Annotated in this window: 1 tRNA gene and 1 pseudogene; one reads left to right on the top strand and one right to left on the bottom strand. The window is 74.5% G+C overall.

Features of this window, described 5'->3' with window-relative positions:
* Positions 1-32 precede the first annotated feature (32 nt).
* A tRNA-Pro gene (locus B7767_RS38905) sits at positions 33-106 on the bottom strand.
* Positions 107-205: 99 nt separating this feature from the next.
* Between B7767_RS38905 and B7767_RS48805 the strand changes: the two are divergent.
* A pseudogene (locus B7767_RS48805) lies at positions 206-361 on the top strand (DUF309 domain-containing protein); the annotation flags it as partial.

Below are 361 nucleotides of genomic sequence, written 5' to 3'. Positions count from 1 at the left end.
CGCGCCGCCCCGCCGACCTGCTGTGTCGCAAGTCGGGACGACAGGATTTGAACCTGCGACCCCTTGACCCCCAGTCAAGTGCGCTACCAAGCTGCGCCACGTCCCGATGCGCTCACGTGCGGTGAACCGCGTGATCGCGCGAACAGCACTTTACCCCACGCCCCCGGCGCGGCCCGAATCGGACCGGGCGCGGGACAATCGGCGTATGGGCAGCATGGAGAGCACGTCGTCGGGCCGGACGGCCGCCGCGCGGGACCGGGACAGCGAGGGGCGGGCGCGCAACGCCCGGCCGAGGGACGGGCTCGGACGGCCCCTGCCGTACGGCGCGCCGGGGGTGCCCCGGCAGCCCGAGGGGGTGGTG

Source organism: Streptomyces sp. 13-12-16 (assembly GCF_002114215.1).
Classification (GTDB): Bacteria; Actinomycetota; Actinomycetes; order Streptomycetales; family Streptomycetaceae; genus Streptomyces.
This window is presented reverse-complemented; position numbering and strand designations above follow the sequence as displayed.